The 16449-nt window shown below is 52.4% G+C and carries 14 protein-coding genes; 12 read left to right on the top strand and 2 right to left on the bottom strand.

The window, feature by feature from the left end:
- Positions 1 to 7 precede the first annotated feature (7 nt).
- The 6 genes from JET16_RS02585 (at position 8) to JET16_RS02560 (ending at position 6439) form a co-directional block, all read left to right on the top strand.
- The gene (locus JET16_RS02585) at positions 8 to 478 is read left to right on the top strand and encodes a TRAP transporter small permease (RefSeq protein ID WP_199614019.1); all 471 of its coding nucleotides are present in this window, start codon (positions 8 to 10) and stop codon (positions 476 to 478) included.
- Complete coding sequence (locus JET16_RS02580; protein WP_199614018.1) at positions 478 to 1752, top strand: TRAP transporter large permease; 1275 nt, start codon at positions 478 to 480, stop codon at positions 1750 to 1752. Before JET16_RS02585 ends, JET16_RS02580 begins: the two co-directional genes overlap by 1 nt.
- Positions 1753 to 1781: 29 nt before the next feature.
- Positions 1782 to 2813, top strand: coding sequence for a zinc-binding alcohol dehydrogenase family protein (locus JET16_RS02575; protein ID WP_199614017.1), 1032 nt, complete (start codon positions 1782 to 1784; stop codon positions 2811 to 2813).
- Positions 2810 to 3895: a mannonate dehydratase gene (gene uxuA, locus JET16_RS02570; protein WP_199614016.1), complete on the top strand. Its 1086-nt coding sequence runs from the start codon at positions 2810 to 2812 to the stop codon at positions 3893 to 3895. The genes JET16_RS02575 and uxuA overlap by 4 nt, the downstream gene beginning before the upstream one ends.
- Positions 3882 to 4730 carry an SDR family oxidoreductase gene (locus JET16_RS02565; protein ID WP_199614015.1) on the top strand — a complete coding sequence of 283 codons (849 nt, stop codon included), beginning with the start codon at positions 3882 to 3884 and terminating at the stop codon, positions 4728 to 4730. Before uxuA ends, JET16_RS02565 begins: the two co-directional genes overlap by 14 nt.
- Before the next feature lie 293 nt (positions 4731 to 5023).
- Positions 5024 to 6439, top strand: a complete 1416-nt coding sequence (locus JET16_RS02560; protein ID WP_199614014.1) for an ABC transporter substrate-binding protein — start codon at positions 5024 to 5026, stop codon at positions 6437 to 6439.
- 482 nt (positions 6440 to 6921) lie between these two features.
- On the opposite strand, the gene JET16_RS02555 is transcribed toward JET16_RS02560, so the two are convergent.
- A complete protein-coding gene (locus JET16_RS02555; protein ID WP_199614013.1) occupies positions 6922 to 7911 on the bottom strand; it encodes an SGNH/GDSL hydrolase family protein in 990 nt (329 codons plus the stop codon).
- 29 nt (positions 7912 to 7940) lie between these two features.
- A complete protein-coding gene (locus JET16_RS02550; protein WP_199614012.1) occupies positions 7941 to 8987 on the bottom strand; it encodes a LacI family DNA-binding transcriptional regulator in 1047 nt (348 codons plus the stop codon).
- A gap of 303 nt (positions 8988 to 9290) precedes the next feature.
- On the opposite strand from JET16_RS02550, the gene JET16_RS02545 reads away from it, so the two are divergent.
- From JET16_RS02545 to pdxA, 6 genes are read left to right on the top strand one after another with little or no spacing between them, the layout of a single operon-like run.
- Positions 9291 to 10721 carry an L-fucose/L-arabinose isomerase family protein gene (locus tag JET16_RS02545; protein ID WP_199614011.1) on the top strand — a complete coding sequence of 477 codons (1431 nt, stop codon included), beginning with the start codon at positions 9291 to 9293 and terminating at the stop codon, positions 10719 to 10721.
- On the top strand, positions 10718 to 11569 hold the full coding sequence (locus JET16_RS02540; RefSeq protein ID WP_199614010.1) for a transketolase: 852 nt from the start codon (positions 10718 to 10720) through the stop codon (positions 11567 to 11569). The genes JET16_RS02545 and JET16_RS02540 overlap by 4 nt, the downstream gene beginning before the upstream one ends.
- A gap of 8 nt (positions 11570 to 11577) precedes the next feature.
- Positions 11578 to 12534: a transketolase family protein gene (locus tag JET16_RS02535; protein WP_199614274.1), complete on the top strand. Its 957-nt coding sequence runs from the start codon at positions 11578 to 11580 to the stop codon at positions 12532 to 12534.
- Positions 12531 to 14039 carry a glycerol kinase GlpK gene (glpK, locus tag JET16_RS02530; RefSeq protein ID WP_199614009.1) on the top strand — a complete coding sequence of 503 codons (1509 nt, stop codon included), beginning with the start codon at positions 12531 to 12533 and terminating at the stop codon, positions 14037 to 14039. The genes JET16_RS02535 and glpK overlap by 4 nt, the downstream gene beginning before the upstream one ends.
- 12 nt (positions 14040 to 14051) lie before the next feature.
- Positions 14052 to 15371 carry a four-carbon acid sugar kinase family protein gene (locus JET16_RS02525; RefSeq protein ID WP_199614008.1) on the top strand — a complete coding sequence of 440 codons (1320 nt, stop codon included), beginning with the start codon at positions 14052 to 14054 and terminating at the stop codon, positions 15369 to 15371.
- A 10-nt stretch (positions 15372 to 15381) separates the two neighbouring features.
- Positions 15382 to 16404, top strand: coding sequence for a 4-hydroxythreonine-4-phosphate dehydrogenase PdxA (gene pdxA, locus JET16_RS02520; protein ID WP_199614007.1), 1023 nt, complete (start codon positions 15382 to 15384; stop codon positions 16402 to 16404).
- Positions 16405 to 16449: the final 45 nt, after the last annotated feature.

Here is a 16449-nt window from a genome sequence, read left to right as displayed (position 1 = left end):
CCGAAGCGTGAAAATCTTTAAGTGGATCGACAGGACGCTCGAAACGGCTTGCTTTATTGTCTTTGCCGCGCTGATCCTAGTTGTCGTCATCCAGATTTTATCCCGGTTCCTGCCGTTCTCTTTTATTTGGACGGAAGAATTGGCGCGGTTTCTGTTTATCTACGGCATTGTTCTCGGCGCCCCTCTCGCGATTAAGCGGAAGGAATTTGTCAACGTCGACATGCTCATCAACAAGCTGCCTCCCCGAAATAAACGGTTCTATGACATCATCTTGAATGTGGCCGTTATTCTTTTAATGTTCATCATCGGAATGAAAGGAATGGAGTTTGCGGGATTGGGTGTAGGCCAACAGTCTTCTACAATGCCGATCCCAATGGCCGTTCCCTATGCGAGCATTTGCATTTCAGCCTTCTTAATGGTCCTCTATTCACTGCATAACCTAATGGAACAGTTATCTGCAAAGAGAGGTACACACTAATGATGGCGCTGCTTTTGTTCGTCGTTTTTATCGGATTGATTTTCCTTGGCATGCCGATCGCGTTCAGTTTGGGATTATCGGCGCTTGTCTATTTGTTGCTGCTGGACATTCCGTTGAATATTATTCCGCAAAAAATGTATGCCGGTATCGACTCATTCACCTTATTGTGCATCCCCGGCTTCGTGCTCGCGGGTAATTTGATGAACGTAGGCGGTATCACCCACCGGATCATTCATTTTGCCAACTCCGTCATCGGTTTTATCCGTGGAGGTCTGGGGCTTGCCACCGTCGGCTCCTCAATGGTGTTCGCGGGCATCTCGGGAACCGCTCTTGCCGAAACGGCCAGTCTCGGCTCCGTCCTGATCCCGGCTATGAAGAAGGAGAAATATGACGCAGGCTTTGCGTCGGCACTTGTGGCTTCCGCTTCGACGATCGGGCCGATTATCCCGCCAAGCTTGCCTATGATTATTGTCGGCACGTTAACCGGGATTTCCGTAGGGAAATTGTTTGTTGCCGGAATGATACCGGGCATTTTAATCGGTGTTCTGCTGATGCTTGTGGTGTATATCATTTCAGTGAAACGGAAATATCCGAAAGGCCAAAGACAACCGTTTTCCGTTATTGGAAAGGCGTTCCTCAGCGCATTCTGGGCGATTATGATGACCGTTATTATTTTATATGGGATTTTAGGAGGCTTCTTTACACCTACGGAAGCAGCCATCATAGCTGTGCTTTATTCGATTGTCGTCGGAAAGTTTGTCTATAAAGAGCTGCGTTTCCGCGATTTGCCGCAAATTTTTATCTCGTCCATGATCTCAACCGCAGGCATCATGATTCTGGTCGGCCTTGCCAATTTGTTCGGATGGATTTTGGTCAGCGAGCAAATTCCGCAGATGATCGCCGAAGCGATTTTGACGGTGTCCGATAATAAAATCGTCGTCATTTTGTTAATCAACCTGCTGCTGCTGTTTGTGGGCATGTTCATGGAAACGATCGCAGCGCTGGTCATTTTGTTCCCAGTTCTGCTGCCGGTGGCGACAAGCGTCGGAATGGATCCTGTGCAGTTCGGAGTCATGATGGTGTTAAACCTGATTATCGGACTGGTAACCCCTCCGGTCGGGGTGTGCTTGTTTGTCGCATCGGGGATTGGGGAAGTCACGCTGGGAAGAGCCGCGAAAGCTTTGCTTCCGTTCTTGGCGGTCGAGCTGATCGTTCTGTTCCTGGTTGCTTACGTTCCGGAAATTACACTTTTACTACCCAAATTACTAAATTAGATCAATAAAGAAGAGTGGAGTGAACAACGTTGAAGGCCATACAAGTCGTCAGACCGGGCAAGATTGACATCATCGAGAAGGAAAAACCCCGCATTACACGGGGGGATGAGGTGCTGATCAAGGTTCGGCTGGTCGGTATTTGCGGTTCGGATATGCATATTTATCACGGAACGTCGCCGGTTGCGACCTATCCACGGGTGATCGGGCATGAAATGGTCGGGGAAATCGTGGAAACAAGCTCCGATGTGACACGGCTGGCCATCGGGGACAAAGTCGTCATGGAACCGATCGAGTGGTGCGGAGAATGCTATGCCTGCAAGTCCGGCCGCAAAAATGTGTGTACGCAGCTTCAGGTATACGGCGTCCACAAGGATGGAGCTTATCAGGAATATATGGTCCTCCCCGAGAAAATCGTGCATAAAGTGGAAAGCCGGCTCGATTGGCACGAGGCGGTTCTGGTCGAACCGTTCACCATCGGCGCTCAAGCCAATTGGCGCGGCGACGTAAGAGCAGGTGACATCGTGTTTATTATGGGGGCAGGTCCGATTGGCTTGTGCGCGCTGCAAGCAGCCAAAATCAAAGGAGCGACCTGTATCATTACGGATTTAAGCGATGACAAGCTAGCCTTTGCCAGGTCGCTCGGCGCCGATTATGTCTTGAATCCCCTGAGGGATAATGTGAACTCGGAAATCGAGCGGATTACGGACGGTGTTGGTCCTAACGTGACGATCGATGCGGTTTGTACGGTAAAAACATTTGAGCAGGCGGTCGAAATCACATCTGTTGCGGGAAGAGTTGTCGTGCTCGGCTTCAGCGAATCCCCTTCGGCAATCGCCCAGCTTCATATAACGAAGAACGAACTGACCATTGTGGGATCACGCTTGCAGTCGGACAAGTTTTCTGAAGTGATTGAATGGTTTAACAGCGGGAAAATAAAGGCCGATTCATTTGTCACGCACCGCTTTGCGCTGGAGGATATTCATCAAGCCATTGAACTGATTGAAACACATCCAAACGAGGTTCGAAAAGTCGTTTTGGAAGTTGGGGGAGTGCAGAAATGAGAATGGTATTCCGATGGTACGGCGAGGGGAATGATCCGATTCCCCTGCGCCATATCAAGCACATTCCCGGCGTAGAAGGCATCGTATGGGCGCTGCACGATCTCCCGGCAGGAGAAGAGTGGCCGCTCGAGAGAATTCTCGAAGTGAAACAACAGGTGGACAGGTACGGCTTTCATCTTGATGTCGTGGAAAGCGTGAATGTTCACGAGGATATCAAGCTGGGACTCCCTACGCGGGAACGTTACATTGATAACTACAAAAAAACGATCAGAAATCTTGCCCAAGTTGGCGTGAAGTTAATCTGCTATAACTTCATGCCTGTCTTTGATTGGGTGAGAACGGATCTGTACAAAGAGCTGGAGGACGGCTCAACAGCCCTTTTCTATGAAATGGCGAAGGTGGAAAACATGGACCCGATGGAGCTGGTTTCGAAAATCGCGGAAAATCCGGACTTCAAGATGCCGGGATGGGAGCCGGAGAGGTTAAAGCATCTTACCGGATTATTCGAGTCGTATAAAGGGATGACGGAAGAGAAGCTATGGGGGAATCTCCAATATTTCCTAGAGCAAATCATTCCGGTAGCCGAGGAGAACGATATTAGGATGGGCATCCATCCGGATGATCCGCCATGGTCCATTTTTGGACTGCCGAGAATTATCACGAATGCCGCTAATATTCGAAAACTGCTGAAGCTGGTGGACAGCCCTTTCAACGGCGTCACGCTTTGCAGCGGCTCATTGGGAGTAAACTCTGAGAACAACGTAGCGGAGATGGTCAGGGAGTTTGGGGACCGCATACCGTTTGCTCATATACGGAATGTAAGAGTATACGAGAATGGAGATTTTATCGAAACTTCCCATCGGATGCAGGACGGATCGGTAGATATATGCGATATCGTGAAAGCGTATCATGACATTGGCTTTACCGGTTATACACGGCCGGACCATGGCCGGCATATTTTTGATGAACAATGCAGACCGGGCTACGGGCTATACGATCGAGCTCTCGGAATCATGTACTTATGGGGAATCTGGGATTCTTTGGAGAGGTCTAAACGGGAGGGAACCTATGCTGCCGATTAATGAAAATTTAAAAGGGAAGGTCGCCGTTATCACGGGCGGGGGCGGAGTCCTTTGCGGCGCAATGGCTGTCGAGCTCGGACGTCAAGGCGTAAAAGTGACCATTCTTAATAGGACAGCGGAAAAGGGAGAAGCGGTTGCTGAAAAGATCAGAAGCATGAACGGCGAAGCAATCGCCATTACCTGCGATGTGCTTAACGTCCAAAGCGTGAAGGCTGCGGAAAAGATCGTCTCCGAAACGTTCGGGGACTGCGACATTTTAATCAACGGCGCGGGTGGAAACCATCCGCAGGGGATTACAACAAACGAAAACTTTAAAATGGAAGATCTTGAAAATAAAGAGATTACAACATTCTTCGATTTGACGGAAGAAGGATTCAGCTATGTGTTTAATCTGAACATCCTGGGAACGTTAATCCCGACTCAAGTGTTCACGAGAAAGATGCTGGGCAAAAAAGGAGCCGTTGTCATCAACATGTCTTCCATGAGCGCGCCGTGTCCAATGACGAAGGTTCCCGCGTATAGTTCAGCCAAGGCGGGTATAGAAAACTTTACCCAATGGCTGGCTGTGCATATGGCGGAGGCGGGTATTCGGGTGAATGCGATTGCCCCGGGATTTTTCCTGACCGTGCAAAACAAACGGTTGTTGACCAATGAAGACGGCTCCTTGACGGAAAGATCGCAAAAGATATTATCTCATACCCCTATGCGGAGATTCGGCACTCCTGAGGACCTCCTTGGAACCTTGCTGTGGTTAGCGGATGAGAATATGTCCGGCTTTGTTACGGGAATCACGATTCCGGTAGACGGCGGATTCATGTCTTACTCTGGCGTCTGATCTGTCTGTTTACTCAACCTTGAAGGGGAACCTTGCGGCGGCTGAGGCTGGTGCAAGGTTCTCTTTTGTCCATTGAGCGAAACTAACCGAGATTTGAATGATGAATAGTTACTATAATTGCAATAGCTGATTCCGATTATTTTCATGGTAGGGCATACCAATGATCAATCCCCCTATACATGACAGGAAAACCCTATTGTTTGCGTTAACCTAACAAAATACTCTGTTAATGGGTGAAAACGTTTACTTAGAAAATTCACCCACACAATATTTTGATAGGGGGAAGTTGAGTCATGAAAAGATTTTTACTAGTGCCGATTGCGATCGCCCTGGTGCTGGTCGGCGGTACCGGTTGCTTTGGCGGAAGCCCCAGCGAACCGGCCGACGCCGGTGAAACCGCCGAAACTTCGGAAGGCAACGCGAACACCGAGACATCCGGAGGTAACGAAACCGCGGACAATCCGGAGGGAACCGTGGTCAACACTACGCCGGAGGACACGTTGTTCTTTTACACCGTCGACCTCTTTCTAACGAAACGTTATGTGCAGCAGGATGATTTCGAAAAGTACATCGGCCAGTTTATCCGAAAAAAATTTCCGAACATCAAGATCAAGCATGTGCTATGGGACGACGGCACGCGTTACGAGGACTTGATTGCGAAAGGAACGATTCCGGACATTATCTTCGAGGACACCCGACGCAACGCGTACCGGTACGTGCGAAGGTACGGCCTGGAATACGACATGACGGATCTCATCAAAAAATATAACTTTGACACCGGTAAATTGGACCCGTCCTACTTGCAGCTGTCGCTCAACTCATCGGACGGCAAGCTGTATTCGCTGCCCTTCGAAGGATACGATTATGTGTTGTACTACAACAAGGATATTTTCGATAAGTTCGGCGTGGACTATCCGAAGCCGGGCATGACGTATGACGAAGCATATGAATTGGCCAAAAATATGACGCGCCAGGAGGGGGATCTCACCTATAAAGGCTACCAGCAGCATCCGGAATATTATATGATGCTAAATCAGCTCGCGGAGCCCGCGCTCGACCCCGACGAAGACAAAGCTTCGATGGTAAGTGACAATTGGATGAAAGTTGTAGACAATCTTAGGCGGTTCTATGACATTCCCGGCAATCAGTTCACAACCGTGAGAGATTTCCCTAAAGGCCAAATGGCGATGGCGGTAGATGTCGAGTCCTGGATCTACAATTACTCGAGAGAGTATCCCGATTTGAATTTCGACGTCGCTCCGGTGCCTGTCTTTCAGGAAGCGCCGAATTCCAAATATCAGCCTTACGTGGGAGGCTTGTATATCTCGAAGCAGTCCAACAAAAAAGATTTGGCGTTCCATGTCATCTCCTATCTGCTTTCGGAAGAGGTGCAAATCGAAAGAGCCAAGCTGGGCATCAGATCTCCTTTGCTAAGCGATGCCGTGCGTGAAGCGTTCGGTCAAAACGTGCCCGGATTGAGGGATAAAGATATGAATGCGCTCTTTGCATTGAAAAACGCCGCACCTGCTCCGCGCAAACCGGGCTTGACGTTCATCGATCCGAAAGTGCGCGGGGTATTCAGCCCGCTCATCTTCGAAGAATCGAAGGACACCCCGACCGCGTTGCGGGTGGTCAACGAAGAAATGGACAAAGCGATTGACGAGACGAAGGCGATACAAAGCGAAGGCGGGATCAGCCCGCATCTGTAAGTTACAAACATGAGGCTGTCACTGAAGTAGATAATCTCTACTGAGGGGATGGCCTCTTGATTGATCGGCTGACCAATTGGGGTAAAAAAATCATTATGGCAATGGTAAGTTTATGTTTGGCGGTTGGATTGCGATATATTCGATGAATTATGATTGTTCGCAACAAGTATGGCAATCCAGTGTTTATAACCTGCTGTCTGAACGACGGATTGTAAACATAGTTTTGCCATAATGCCGGCCAAGCACCAGATTTCCAATGAAAATAAGGAAAAGTGTTGCCAAACTTGTACAATGAATTGCCATATTATGATGGTATGGTCGTTGTCATATAATTGAGCAGCTCTAGTATTTATGGGACGCGCGGCCCGCTAAGCATAAGAGCAGACGGACAAGGTTCTCCCTTGTCCAACTGCTCTTTGTTTTGGTCTGTCGCTGGACCGTGCAAGCGAAACTTTTTCGCTTATAGCACTGAAATTCGACATTCAGGACCGCGCAAGCGAACTTTTTTCATGATGCAACAGCCCCAACTTTAATACATTCATCGCCATGTGCAAAAACCCTTCGTCGTTCGGATGCAGGCCGTCGGTGAAGAAGGCGGGGTGGTGTGGCGTCAATTTCAAGCCGGGGATGAAACGAACCGTCTCGAAACCGCGGCATATGCGCTCAATCGTATCGTGAATATCGGCGAACGAGCCCGTCCTTTTCACGTGGTCGCAATCCTCGCGCCAAACCGGCGACAGAACGGTAATCGGAACGCTAGGGTACATCTCGGTCAGCTTGCGAATATACGCCGAAGCCCGCTCCTCGAACCGTTCATGGCTATCAATTACCGTCCAGTCGTTCGTGCCGTAAGCTACAGTTATGAGATCCGGACGGTACGGCAGCTCCGGATCGATCGTCTCCGGGTCGAACACGTATCCGCTCACCGCCTGATTCAGCAGGTTCATCTCCAGAAACCGCGACAGAAGCACGGTATAGGTTGACGACGGATGGGCGGCGCTCATCCCTTGGGTGATCGAGTCGCCCAGACACAACAAATTTTTGCCGTACGGCTCCGCCGGTTCCCATAGCGAACCCTCGGCGACATTCATCCGTTCGACCGCGATTCTGGCCTGATACGGCAAGTAGACGGTGACGCGCCGCGGCTGACCTTTGCATATCGGAAGCTCCGCCGTCCAATCGCCGGTACCCTTGCCGGAGATTAGAACGGCAGGGAAGGAGACAAGCTGATCGTCTACAAAAATATCAAAATAGAGACGCTCGCTGGTACCCGGTTTCAATTTCACGCGAAACGATATCCGGAAAAAAGGAGAATCCGTTATAAAATCAAGGCATATTCCAGCGGCGTTATAGCTGCGGAATTTATACGGAGTCGGTTCGAAATAAGCCATTTGCGCTTTGGAAAACCGCAGCGGCACAACCGTTCCGTCCACTAATTGAAAATCGAGAGCATTGCGAAAAAAACGTTCCATCCCCAACCCCCCATAAGCCGGCTATCCCGCTACTTTTCCTGCAAACTCCGGCACGACTGTCTTTCTACCAATTTGGTGTCGACAACGATTTTGGTTTTCACCTGATCTTTGTTGTCGATGAGATCGATCAGCTTTTCGACCGCAAGGGAAGCGATTTTTTCTTTCTCCACATGAATGGTGGTCAGTTCGGGCGAGACGATCGTCGATTCCGCGATGTTGTCGAATCCGACGACCGAAATGTCTTCCGGCACACGCACGCCGATTTCAGCCAACGACTTGATAACACTGATAGCGATATAGTCGCACTCGCAGAACAATGCGGTCGGCAGCGGCTCTTTCCGTTCCAGACGAACTTGAATTTGCCGCTTGAATTCGTCCTGCGGCCCTAGAAACGTAGGCGATACCGTGAAGAAATACGATTCATCCGCCTGCAGGCCGTACTCTTCAAGCGCCGCAAGAAATCCTTGTTTGCGACGATCAAAGTTGTGCATCCGGACTTGCGATTGAACATAACCGATTGAACGGTGACCGAGCCCGAGCAAATACATACCTGCATCGTAGGCGCCTTTCATATTGTTCATCAGAATGAAATTGACGTCATCCGTTTCGAAGCACGTATCGAGCACCACGAGATTCGGTTGCACTTGAGCGGCCCGACGGATTTGTCCCCGATTTAAATTCGTCCCGAGCAGGATGACGCCGTTTGCGCCGCCGTCGTTCAGAAATTTGTCGATATCCCGATCGAAATACTGCATATCGATGGCCGAATACATTAACGAATAACCGAGTGAACGACATTTCTCCTCCAAAAAGGCGAGAAGCTCCATAAAGAACGGCTGTTTCGAATATTGCTCCAGAACGATGCCGGAATTTGTGAAAGCTATGAACCGGAGCGTGTTGGACACTCCGTAAACTTGCTCCGCTTTAACCATGCTTCTCGGCAAATATCCCGTTTCTTTGACGATTCTCAATATTTTCTCCCGGGTTTTCTCGCTGATGCCGGACTTTCCGCTGAGCGCAATCGAGACGGCCGATTTCGACACCTCGGCCATCCTTGCGATATCTTCCATCTTCATAATCCGTTTGCTCCAATCTCTAGAAAGAAGTACTGTAAAATCCCTAAATAAATTTAGTGTACTATTTGGGTCTTGAAAGATCAATAAGTTACACATTGTGAAATGGGTGCTAATCGTACCATTATCAACTTCACTAAAATAATTTTGTGAAATCTATAAATAATATTAGAAAAAATCGTTGACTGCTTTTCGAACCCGGTGCTACGATCATGTTATGGAAATTGTTGCTATATAGCCTATGTACGTCACTGTAAAACATTTTCGAAAACTTCTGTTTAGTAAACATTGAAGGGAGTTTAGCTTATGAAAAAGTTGAAACTCGGTTATGCGCCTACAAGGAGATTCGTATTTAGCGCCGAGGACGCGTTCCGGTACAAAACGTTAATCCGAAATAAGCTGGAAAGTTTCGGTCTTTCGATCGACATCGTCGACTTGGAAGGTTTGAACCAGGAAGGCTTGCTTTATGACGATCATATCAATGCGGATCAAATCGTAAAGCGGTTCAAGGACGAGCAGGTCGATGCCGTCTTCTTCCCGCATTGCAACTTCGGGACCGAAGATACGGTAGGGAGGGTCGGCAAAGCGTTGGGGAAACCGGTTTTGCTATGGGGACCGCAAGACGAAGCGCCTCTGGAAGACGGTATGCGCCTGCGCGACACGCAATGCGGTTTGTTCGCCACCGGGAAAGTGCTTCGGCGGTTCAACGTCCCCTTCACCTATATCACGAACAGCCGGGTTGACGATCCCGTATTTGAAAGGGGATTCAAAAATTTCATCGCCGCCGCCAACGTGGTCAAACATTTCCGCAGTCTGCGCATATTGCAAATCGGGCCGCGGCCGGCGTCGTTTTGGACGATGATTTGCAATGAAGGCGAGCTGTTGGAACGGTTCGGCATCGAAATTCATCCGATTACTCTGGAAGACATCAAGATTGCGGTAAAAAGGATCGAAAAGAACGGCGGCGAAGAGTTGAGCGAAACTGTGGAGTATATCAAAACATCGCTTGATTACTCGGATGTTACGGAAGACGACGTCAAACGGATCGCCGCTTTGAAAGTGGCTATGAAGAGCTATGCGGCAAAGACGGGAAGCACCGCGATCGCCATCCAGTGCTGGTCGTCGCTGCAGGACGCGATCGGCATCATGCCGTGCTTGGCGAACGCGATACTTACGGACGAGCAAATTCCGGTTACGTGCGAGACGGATATTCACGGGGCGATTACATCTGTCATGGTACAGGCCGCGGCGATGAACGAGGCTCCGACGTTTTTCGCCGATTTGACGATTCGCCATCCGGAAAATCCGAACGGCGAGCTCCTGTTTCATTGCGGCAACTTCCCGGTTTCCCTCAGTATCGAGAACAAGCCGAAGCTTCGCAAACACTTCTTGTTTGACGACCATTCGCCGGGCACCCATGAAGGAGAGATTAAGGGCGGTCCGATGACGTTGGCCCGCTTCGACGGCGACCATGGGGAATATTCGATTTTCCTCGGGAGAGCACGCGGCATTCAAGGGCCTTATACTAGAGGTTCTTATGTATGGGTCGAAGTGAACGATTGGCCGTTGTGGGAAGAAACGTTGGTTAAAGGCCCTTATGTACATCATTCCGTCGGCATTCATAAAGACGTCGTTCCAGCTTTATACGAAGCCTGCAATTATATACCCGGCTTGAAGCCTGACCCCGTCGACCCGACGGAAAGCGAAATCCGCTCATGGATGAGGGGATCTCTATGAACAAGCTCGAGCTTGAAAGAAAAGCGGCGGAAATACGAATAGAGCTGCTGAAAATTATCCACCGCGCCGGAATGGGCCATACCGGGGGATCGCTCAGCAATGCGGACATTTTGACCGTGTTGTACTGCGAAGTCATGCGCATCGATCCGGCTAACCCGATGTGGGTGGATCGCGACCGGTTTATCGCCAGCAAAGGACATTCCGTCGAATCGTTATGGTGCATATTGGCGGACCGCGGCTTTTTTCCGAAGGAAGAGCTCGACACATACTGTCAATTCGGCACGAGACTGATCGGCCATCCGAACAATAAAGTGCCCGGCATCGAGATGAATACGGGTGCGCTCGGGCACGGATTGTCCGTCGCCGTGGGCATGGCGCTCGCCGCAGCAAGGGACCGCAAAGATTACCGCGTGTATTGCTTGATGGGCGACGGGGAACAGGCGGAAGGCTCGGTATGGGAAGCGGCGATGGCGGGAGCGCATTACGGCTTGGACAATTTGATCGGCATCGTTGACCGAAACAGGCTGCAGATCAGCGGCAGCACGGAAGACGTCATGGGTTTGGAACCGTTGGACGACAAATGGAGGGCGTTCGGATGGCACGTTGTTTCCGTCGATGGAAACGATATCGGCGGGCTGCTCGACGCGTTCCGCGCAGTGCCCGAGAAGACGGGTAAACCGACATTGGTATTGGCCGACACGGTCAAAGGGAAAGGGGTGTCTTTCATGGAAAATCAAGTGAAATGGCACCACCACGTGCCTAACGACATCGAACTGGCGTTGGCGCTGGAGGAATTGCGGGGCAAGATCGACAGGCTGGATCGCGCAGGAAAGGCGGGGATCTCGTGATAAACCGCGTGAAAAACACGATCGCCAACCGGCAAATTCTCTGCGATACACTGCTCGAGCTGGCGAGAAAAGACGCTGACGTGATGGTGCTGACGAGCGACTCGCGGGGATCGGCGTCGATGGGCCGGTTCGCCGAAGAGTTGCCGGACCAATTCGTCGAAACCGGCATTGCAGAACAAAACATCGTCGGTATTGCCGCCGGGCTCGCCCGGAGCGGAAAGAAGCCGTTCGTCGCCTCCCCGGCCTGCTTCTTGAGCATGCGCGCTATCGAGCAAGTAAAAGTGGATGTCGCCTACTCGGCAACGAACGTAAAGCTGATCGGTATAAGCGGCGGAATCAGCTATGGGGCGCTCGGGATGTCGCATCATTCCGTGCAGGACATCGCGGTGACCCGCGCGATTCCGGGGCTGGCCGTCATCCTTCCGGCGGACCGCCGCGAGACGAAGAAAATGACGGAAGCGCTCGTCGATTATGAAGGCGGCGTATATGTCCGGATCGGCCGCAATCCTGTGGAAGATTCATACGAATCGGAAGGCCATTGCGATTTTCACATCGGGAAAGCCGTCACAATGCGCGAAGGTTCGGACATCACGCTGATCGCCGCGGGGGAGACGGTGCGCGTCGCGCTTGACGCGGAGGAAGCGCTGCGTAATAGCGGCGTGAGCTGCCGCGTCTTGAACATGCATACGATCAAGCCGCTGGATGAAGAAGCGATCAAGAAAGCTGCGGAAGAGACCGGACGAATCATTACGGTGGAGGAACACAGCATTTACGGAGGATTAGGCGCCGCCGTCGCGGAAGTCGTCGTGCAGCACCGCTGCGTCCCGATGAAAATTATCGGCATTCCCGACGAACCGGCCATTGCCGGGAAGACGGCCCAAGTGTTCGACTATTACGGCATCAGCGCGGAGCATATCAAGCAGGTCGCTTTGAACATGTTGAATGCAGGGCGTGAACGCGCATGACGATGCGGTATATGCTTGTTGCGGATCAAAGCACTTCGGGGACGAAGGCGTTGATCGTCGACCGTTCCGGCCGCATCGTCGCCCGGAGCTTCCGGGAGCACCGCCAATATTATCCCCAACCCGGTTGGGTGGAGCATGATCCTTTAGAAATATATGAGAACGTAAAGATCGTGCTGCATGAAGTATTGAATGCTGCTGGCCTACAGCCCGGACAAATGGCCGCTTTGTCGATAACCAACCAGCGGGAAACGGCGGTCATTTGGGATAAGAAGACAGGCCGTCCGCTTAGCAACGCCATCGTTTGGCAGTGCCGGAGAACCGCCGGGATGTGCTCGGAATATAAGGCGGATGGAATCGAACATACGGTTCGCACAAAAACCGGGCTGATGCTCGATCCGTATTTTTCCGCCACGAAATATAAATGGATGCTGAATCATATCGAAGGTGCTCGGGCTAAGCTCGAAGAAGGCAGGCTGCTTGCAGGTACGATTGACGCTTGGCTTATCTGGAAAATGACGGGGGGCAACGTTCACGCGACGGATTATACGAATGCCAGCAGGACGCTGCTTTTCAACATCCGGAGTCTCGATTGGGACGATGAACTGCTGGACATATTCGGCATGCCGCGCAGCTTGCTTCCGCAAATTAAATCGTCCGACGAGTCTTTCGGCGTGACCGAAGACCCGGATTTGTTCGCGGAACGGATTCCGATATGCGGCGTCATCGGCGATTCCCAGGCTGCGTTATACGGCCAGTTATGCCTGCAACCCGGGACGGCGAAGGCTACTTACGGAACTGGCACCTCCGTATTGATGAACACCGGCGCGACGCCGGTCGACTCGGCGAACGGTTTGGTGACGGCAATCGCGTGGGGATTGAACGGGCAAGCGAGCTACGCTTTGGAAGCGATTATTCATACGAGCGGTGATTGCGTCAAGTGGGTGAAGGAAAACCTGGGGTTTGCGGGAACATTTGAGGAAATAGAGCGGTTGGCGGCTTCTTTGCCGGATAACGAAGGAGTGTTCATAGTGCCGGCTTTCTTCGGTTTGGGAGCTCCATACTGGGATGCGGAAGCGAGGGCGGCTATCGTCGGATTGAGCAGGGCTTCGGGCAAGCCGCACATCGCCCGGGCCGCGCTTGAAAGTATCGTGTACCAGGTGTACGACGCAGTCGAACTGATGCGGAAGGAATCCGGAATATCATTGAAAGAATTGAGGGTGGACGGCGGTGCGACGGAAAACCGCTTTCTTATGCAGTACCAAGCGGATATGCTGCAGACGGACGTCGTCAAATCCGCGGTGCCGGAGCTGTCTGCGATGGGAGCGGTTTATATCGGCGGTCTGGGAAGCGGCTTTTGGACGTCCCCCGAACAAATCGCGGAGTTGCAGAAGGATATCGCCGTATATAAGCCCGCGATGAAACGGGAGCTTCGGGAAAAGTACGTCCAAGGCTGGAAAGAAGCTGTCGGAAGAGTGCTGTCGCCTTCGCAGGCGCAGCCTTTATAGGGAGGGTCAACGATGCAGGTGGCGTTGGTTGCCGACGATTTGACCGGTGCTTTGGATTCGGTCGTTCAGTTTTTCCCGGTATGGCGGTCTGCGGAGGTGCTTCTGTTCGAACAAAGCGGGCAGGCGGCTGCGGTAGCTCCCGAAGCTGAAGTATGCGGATTGGATATGAACAGCAGGGGAAGCACAGCCCGGGATGCCGCGTTGACGGCCGCCGCCGCCGCGCGGTTCGTGATGAACGGCAGTCCGGGAATTGTCTACAAGAAAGTGGATTCCACTCTTCGCGGCAACATCGGCGCGGAATGCGACGCCATTCTGGAAGCGGCGCAATTCGAATTCTGCATATTCGCGCCCGCCGTACCCCGGTTGGGCAGAACAACACGCTTGGGCGTTCAGCTTGTGCACGGCTTGCCGGTGCATCGGACGGAATTGGCGGCGGACCCCATGAATCCTGTCGTTGAAGGACATATCCCTTCGCTGCTTTCCCGCCAGTCGCGTTACGGAGCCGGCATGCTGTCCGTCGAAGCGTGCCGCGACCAAACGGCATTCGATTCGGAACTCCGGAGACTGTCTGAATCCGGAGTTCGTTATGTTGTGGCGGATGCGGAGACGGATGAAGATTTGCGCAACCTAGTCAATAGAATAGACGATTCCGGGCGCAACGTGTTGTGGGCCGGAGCTGCAGGATTGGCAAGTGCTTTGGCCGGTGCGAGAGCCGGCGTTGGAGGGAGCGGGGATACTCTGATTCCGACGCGCGGCGATAATAAGTCGACGCAGTATGACGGGCCGGTTTTATACGTTTCGGGGAGCCGGACACAGTTGACCAAGCTGCAGATCGGGCGACTCGCCGAACAGAGCGCAGTTATCCCGGTAACGGTTGCGCCTGATGCATTGCTTCCGGGTAATGAGGACCGGTCGTCCGCTGCGGCGGAAAGGGCCGGCGCCATACTCCGGTCCGGTCGCAGCACTGCTCTTATTATAGAAGATACCGATCAAGCAGCCGGACGATTGACGAATTGGGCGGTCCGACTCGGTATGACGGCAGCCCAATTGAACGCATCGCTTGTCAACCGGATGGGTGAACTGGCAGCGATGGCCTCTGGGATGGCGGAACACTCGGAGAAACTTGTCGTTATCGGAGGAGAAACGTCCAGAGGGGTATGCCGCGCTTTCCGTGCAAACAGGCTGACGGTGGCCGGCGAGCTGCTGCCGGGCGTCGTCTTAAGCGGCTTCAAATCCGGAGCCCAGACGGACGTTTCATTCGTGACCAAATCCGGTTCGTTCGGCGATGAATATACATTGGTGCAGCTGCATGACGCATTAAGAAGCCATTAAGGAGGTAGCTATGAACCAAACGAAACCGATCGTCGGAATAACGATGGGCGATGCGGCCGGAGTCGGACCCGAGATCATCGCGAAGGCGTTTGCCCGGCCGGACATTCACAGTATTTGCAGTCCGGTCGTGATCGGAGATTACGCAAGCATCATACGGGCGGCGAAAGCAACGTCCGTCGATATTGCGATACGCCCGGTGGAAGAGGTTGAGGAATGCAAGTGGAAGGATGACGGCGGCGAGGCGCTGCATGTGATCGACATGAAAGCCGTCCCCGCCGATCTTCCATACGGCCGTATATCCGCCGAGGCGGGGCGGGCCGCCTACCTGTTTGTCGAAAAAGCGGTCAAGCTCGCGTTGGAACGGCGGATCGACGCCATTTGCACGGCTCCGTTGAACAAAGAGGCGCTGCACATGGGAGGTTACCGCTTCCCGGGACACACCGAAATATTGGCCCGCTTGACCGGAACGGAACAGTACGCGATGCTGTTGGCCGCTCCACGTTTGAGAGTGATTCATGTAACGACTCATATCGGAATTATCGATGCGATCGAACGGATCAACCCGGAACGCGTATTGCGAGTCATCCGCATGTCCCATCAATTTCTGCAGCGTACCGGCATTCCCGCACCCTCCATCGCCGTCTGCGGCATCAATCCGCATGCGGGCGAAGGCGGTTTATTCGGCCGGGGCGAGGAAGAGACGAAAATCATTCCCGCGGTCAAACAAGCGGTAGAGGAAGGCATACGCGTATACGGCCCGCTGCCTGCCGACACGCTGTTTTACAGAGCGGTTCGCGGTGATTTCGACATTGTCGTGGCGATGTACCACGATCAGGGACACGGTCCGGTGAAGGTGCTCGGTTTGGAAGCGGGCGTAAACATTACCGTCGGGCTTCCGGTCGTCCGCACGAGCGTGGATCACGGAACGGCGTTCGATATTGCGGGCCGCGGCATTGCCGACGAGTCTAGCATGGTCGAGGCGATTCGGCAAGCCGCGCTCCTCTCGCCGCAACACGGCACGATCGGCCTATAAAATGGGTCGGGTTCCACACCGTCCCGTCCTTCGGGAGTTTGTATA

The organism is Paenibacillus alkalitolerans, from assembly GCF_016482785.1.
Classification (GTDB): Bacteria; Bacillota; Bacilli; order Paenibacillales; family YIM-B00363; genus Paenibacillus_AE; species Paenibacillus_AE alkalitolerans.
This window is presented reverse-complemented; position numbering and strand designations above follow the sequence as displayed.

Bases quoted from the DNA above. Each gene is read 5' to 3' on its own strand.
- JET16_RS02580 (WP_199614018.1), top strand. From the start codon at position 478: ATGATGGCGCTGCTTTTGTTCGTCGTTTTTATCGGATTGATTTTCCTT.
- uxuA (WP_199614016.1), top strand. From the start codon at position 2,810: ATGAGAATGGTATTCCGATGGTACGGCGAGGGGAATGATCCGATTCCC.
- JET16_RS02565 (WP_199614015.1), top strand. From the start codon at position 3,882: ATGCTGCCGATTAATGAAAATTTAAAAGGGAAGGTCGCCGTTATCACG.
- JET16_RS02560 (WP_199614014.1), top strand. From the start codon at position 5,024: ATGAAAAGATTTTTACTAGTGCCGATTGCGATCGCCCTGGTGCTGGTC.
- JET16_RS02555 (WP_199614013.1), bottom strand. From the start codon at position 7,911: ATGGAACGTTTTTTTCGCAATGCTCTCGATTTTCAATTAGTGGACGGA.
- JET16_RS02550 (WP_199614012.1), bottom strand. From the start codon at position 8,987: ATGAAGATGGAAGATATCGCAAGGATGGCCGAGGTGTCGAAATCGGCC.
- JET16_RS02545 (WP_199614011.1), top strand. From the start codon at position 9,291: ATGAAAAAGTTGAAACTCGGTTATGCGCCTACAAGGAGATTCGTATTT.
- JET16_RS02540 (WP_199614010.1), top strand. From the start codon at position 10,718: ATGAACAAGCTCGAGCTTGAAAGAAAAGCGGCGGAAATACGAATAGAG.
- glpK (WP_199614009.1), top strand. From the start codon at position 12,531: ATGACGATGCGGTATATGCTTGTTGCGGATCAAAGCACTTCGGGGACG.
- JET16_RS02525 (WP_199614008.1), top strand. From the start codon at position 14,052: ATGCAGGTGGCGTTGGTTGCCGACGATTTGACCGGTGCTTTGGATTCG.
- pdxA (WP_199614007.1), top strand. From the start codon at position 15,382: ATGAACCAAACGAAACCGATCGTCGGAATAACGATGGGCGATGCGGCC.